This is a genomic window from Acinetobacter sp. YH12106, assembly GCF_013418995.1.
Classification (GTDB): domain Bacteria; phylum Pseudomonadota; class Gammaproteobacteria; order Pseudomonadales; family Moraxellaceae; genus Acinetobacter; species Acinetobacter pseudolwoffii.
In genome coordinates this window covers 1-4663 of sequence record NZ_VPAV01000051.1, presented here as the reverse complement: position 1 = coordinate 4663, position 4663 = coordinate 1, and the positions used below count along the sequence as shown (strand labels likewise).

The 4663-nt window shown below is 46.0% G+C and carries 4 protein-coding genes and 1 pseudogene; all 5 read right to left on the bottom strand.

Annotated elements, in window-relative coordinates:
* A pseudogene (locus FTU45_RS14985) lies at positions 1 to 205 on the bottom strand (IS6 family transposase); the annotation flags it as partial.
* Positions 206 to 460: 255 nt separating this feature from the next.
* Positions 461 to 1399 (bottom strand): siderophore ABC transporter substrate-binding protein, encoded by a 939-nt coding sequence (locus tag FTU45_RS14980; RefSeq protein WP_104510428.1) that lies wholly within the window; start codon positions 1397 to 1399, stop codon positions 461 to 463.
* A 9-nt stretch (positions 1400 to 1408) separates the two neighbouring features.
* A complete protein-coding gene (locus FTU45_RS14975) occupies positions 1409 to 2173 on the bottom strand; it encodes an ABC transporter ATP-binding protein (RefSeq protein WP_100329936.1) in 765 nt (254 codons plus the stop codon).
* Positions 2158 to 3120 carry an iron chelate uptake ABC transporter family permease subunit gene (locus FTU45_RS14970; RefSeq protein ID WP_005096087.1) on the bottom strand — a complete coding sequence of 321 codons (963 nt, stop codon included), beginning with the start codon at positions 3118 to 3120 and terminating at the stop codon, positions 2158 to 2160. The genes FTU45_RS14975 and FTU45_RS14970 overlap by 16 nt, the downstream gene beginning before the upstream one ends.
* Complete coding sequence (locus tag FTU45_RS14965) at positions 3113 to 4066, bottom strand: ABC transporter permease (RefSeq protein WP_005096088.1); 954 nt, start codon at positions 4064 to 4066, stop codon at positions 3113 to 3115. The genes FTU45_RS14970 and FTU45_RS14965 overlap by 8 nt, the downstream gene beginning before the upstream one ends.
* Between the last annotated feature and the right edge of the window lie 597 nt (positions 4067 to 4663).

The window sequence follows — 4663 nt, the reverse complement described above, 5'->3', positions numbered from 1 at the left end:
GATTACGCCAATACCAGCGTAAACGTTTTTCTATTTCAGGAGCATAACGTTGAACCCAACGGTAAATAGTCGTGTGATCAACATTCACACCCCGTTCGGCCAGCATTTCCTGCAGTTCACGATAGCTAATGCCATATTTACAATACCAGCGCACAGCCCAAAGAATGATTTCGCCCTGAAAATGCCGACCATGGAAAGGATTCATATGCTGCACCTTTAGCTAAAACAGTCTTCAGCTTACCATTCGTGGTTATTTGCAACAGTGCCGTCAGATAAATACTGATAAGCGTCTCAGTTCAACGGTTTTCTGCCACCTCTACTTCAGCTCAATGACTAAAATCAGGAGAGACAACTTTAAAATCACCACGACCAGTCTATTTTCAGCTACCTATTTTGAACTCATTTATTCATGCGTTATCACACAAAGAGATGAGCCTTTCGGTCTTTTCAGCATTGGAAATTATTTTACCACTGCCTCTACTTCTTTGAGCATGGCTTGCATGCCGCCCAGACTGTCGTTGATCAAATACCAGGTGCTAGAATCCAGAAAAACAATATGATCGTTTTTAGCCGCCTTGGTCTGTCTGACTAGATTATTGTCCAGTACCTTGCGTGCACCCCCGTCACCTTCGGTAATCGCCGCACTGCGGTCAATCACAAACAGGTAGTCCGGATTCTTTTCGGCGATAAATTCATGCGATACCGACATGCCATGCGTCCCCACCTTGATACTTGGGTCGGCTGGCTGGAAACCGTACAGGTCATGAATCAGGCCAAAACGTGAACCGACCCCATAGGCAGAGAGTTTGTTGTTATTGACCAGAATCACCAAGGCAGTTTTATCCTTGGTTTTTTCCTGCAGGGCATCGATGTCTTTAGACAGCGTAGCCAGCTGCTGCTCGGCTTCAGCACGTTTGCCCAGCATATCCGCAATATTCAAGGTATGCTGGCTGAAAGAATTAAAACGGTCGCGATAATCCACCTGATTGAAATACACCGGGGCAATCCCCTGAATCTGGCCCATCAAGTTTTCCATGCGTCCACTCATTAAAATGAGCTGCGGCTGGCTTTCGGCAATTTTTTCCAGATTGGGTTCCTTCGCTGTACCGACATCGATATAGCTCTTGTTATTAAACTGCTGCAGCGCTGCCGGTAACGGAGTGCCTTGCGGCAGCGCCACCACTTTATCACTGCCGCCCAAAGTATGGATGGTATTTAAGGAGTTCGTATCCAGCACCGTGATCCGGCTTAATTCTTTGGGAATACTGATTTTACCGGCCTGACTCTCGAACTGCTGCATTTCAGATGTCGTGTTCTGGCCAGAAGGTGCATCCGTCGGACTGCATGCGGCCAAAAGACCGGTGACAAGCAGTACAGATACGCTGGTTTTGAATTGCATGGATGTCTCCTAACTAATAAAATACAGGCCCAGCTGATGTTGCTGGATTTGCTGAATCGGAATATGAAAATCGAAAATATCCTGCAGAATATCTTCATGCATGATCTGCTGCGGTGTGCCCTGATAGACCAGCTCACCGTGTTTCATGGCAATGATCTGGTTGGCATAGACCGAAGCAAAATTGATATCGTGAATCACCACAATGATGGATTTACCATGATTGACGCACAGGTCCTTAAGCACCCGCATGATCTGGGCTGAATGTTTCATGTCCAGATTATTGAGCGGCTCATCCAGCAGGATATATTTGGTGTCCTGCGCTAATACCATGGCAATATAAGCACGCTGGCGTTGTCCACCTGACAGTTCACTCAGTTGCTGGTGTCGCATCGGCTCCAGTTCCATATATTGAATGGACTGGTCAATCATCTGATGATCCTGAGCAGTCAGATGGCCATGTGAATAGGGAAAGCGTCCAAATGCCACCAGATCTTCAACCGAAAGACGCAATTCGGTATGGTTGGCCTGTTTTAAAATCGCCATTTTCTTGGCAATCTCGGCATTTTTCATCTGTTGCAAATTTTCCCCGTCCAGCATCACCTGACCCGCATCCGGGTTCATCAGCCGGCTCATGATGCCGAGCAGGGTACTTTTACCGGCACCGTTCGGCCCAATAAAGGCTGTGAACTGTCCTTCACCGATGTCGAGAGACACCTGCCTGACCACGGTTTTCTCATGATAATGCTTGCTGATATGTTCTAAGACAATTGCCATTTTTTATTGTCCTTCAATAAGATCCAAAAAAAGTAGAGTCCGCCGACAAAGTTAATGATGACACTGAGCGTAGTGCGCAAATTCAGTAGATGCAGCACAATAAACTGCCCGATCAACAGGACCAGTAACGAAACCAGGATCATGCCGGGAAGCAGAATCTGATGGCGATGGGTTTTAAAAATTTCCAGACTGATATTCAGAACCAAGAGACCGAGGAACATCATCGGACCGGCCAAAGCCGTAGCTGAAGCCAGAGCCAGCACCACCAGAATCAGCGAGATACGGCTCTCGCGATCATAATTGAGTCCCAGATTGAGCGCATGATCGCGGCCCAGTGCCATGACATCAAAAATCCGCACCTTTAGCAGACAATAGATCAGGATTGGCAGAATGGTCAGCGTCGACAGGATCAGCGGTTCGACTCTAACGAAATTGAAGCTGGCAAAGCCGGCATAGGCGGCGACCTGAAACTCATCCGGATCGAGCAGTACCTGAATATAGGTGGCCATACTGTCAAATAAGGTGGCACAGATCAGTCCGACCAGCAGTAGGAAATAGATATTCTTTTCCGCCACTTTTTTGAAAATAAAATGATAAAGCAGCAGGGCAAAGGCCAGCATCAGCGCCAGTGAAATAAAATAATCAGCCACAATATTCAGTGACAGCAGGGCGCTGGCACCAAAAATATAAATAATCAGGTTTTTGGACAGCTCATACAGTTTGTCGAGTCCCAGCGCCTGTGGGGTAACCACCCGGTTATTGACGATACTGTGGAAAATAAGGGTTGAAATTCCCACCGCCGTGCCGGCAACCACTATGCCGCATACCGTTTTAAAACGCAGACCGAGTGAATAGCGCCATGCCGGACCCAGATCCCAGCAGAGATACAGCAGCAGACTGGCCAATACCGCACAGCTCAGCAGCACTAATTTGGCCGAATTAGACATGACGATAACTCCGTAGTAACAGCCACAGGAAAATCACGCTGCCAAATACCCCCATAATCAGACTGATCGGGATTTCATAAGGATAGATCAAAATACGGCCGATAACATCACAGATGAGCACCAGCAAGGCACCCAGTAAAGCCGTCGGTGCCAAGGTTTTACTTAGATTATCGCCCAGATACAAGCTGACAATATTCGGTACAATCAGGCCCAAGAAGGGAATCGCACCGACAGTAATCACGACAACGCCGGTAATGATCGACACTAGAATCAGGCCGATAAATAAGGTCTGGTGATAATTCAGCCCCAGATTAGAAGCAAAATCCTGTCCCAGGCCAGCCAATAAAAAACGCTGGGCAAATAGGTAAATGATCAAAAACAGCGGTACACTGAGATAGATCAGTTCATATTGCCCGTTTAAAATGGTGGAAAAATCTCCCTGTAACCAGCCGGCAAGGCTCTGTAGCAGATCCATTTGCAGGGCAATAAAGGTGGTAAAGGCAGAAATAATACTGCCGAAGATCATGCCGACCAGTGGCACAAATACAGTATCCCGATGTTTCAGCCGCGATAAAATCGCCATAAAGCCCATTGCCCCGAGCAGGGTGACTACAATCGCAAAACCAGTTTTTAGAAAAATCGATGCAGTTGGCAGCAGAATAATTGAAACCAGTACCCCGAGACGGGCACAGTCATATAATCCGGCTGTGGTCGGGGAGACAAAGCGATTGCGGCTCAAGGTCTGCATGATCAGGCCGCAAACACTCAGCCCCGCACCGGCAATCAATATGGCCATCAAACGTGGGAAACGGCTGGTCCAGAACAGTTGCCAGTCATGTGCCTGACCTTGTAATAGACCCTGCCAGCTCATATCTCCGACACCGACTGACAAAGATAATCCTGCACAGAGCAGGAGTAGGATCAGCAGATAGCGGAATTTTTTCATGGAATTTTCATCAGGAATCAGGCGATATAAATATAAAAAAGCGCATCACTATGCAGTGATCTTTTTACTTAATGAAGATCATAATTTGATCATGAATCAAACTATTGAGAGTAAAATAGAGCTAAAGCTTAACGGGATAATGAATGTTAATCATTCTCACTATTGTAAGTTAATGTAAATAAAAACAGAGGTGAAGGCCGTTTAAGCGACGCAGCATTTCATTTTTGCAACGATAAAACTGGAAAAAATTGATGTCATGGTGCTCAAAAATTTTCTAATGAGTTAGGAAGGTATTGAAATTGGAGAAAGAAATACAGCGCCTACTAGCAAATATGGTCATTGGAGGAATGATCTCATAACCCTTGTTATGGCTGTTTTATGACCAGTACTGTGTCCCGATAGATAAATGAAAAGAAAGCTTCCTGACCCATTATAGTGAGCAATTTTTAGCAGAACTATTCAGGCTTACTGGCTTTGTTGCACAAACCTAGCATCAAAAGCTTATTCAGCAATATAATTTCAAAATGAATAAGCCTGCCTCTAAAATCTACCGTACAACCAATTGGTCATCCTATAACCGAGCCTTAATTAACCGAG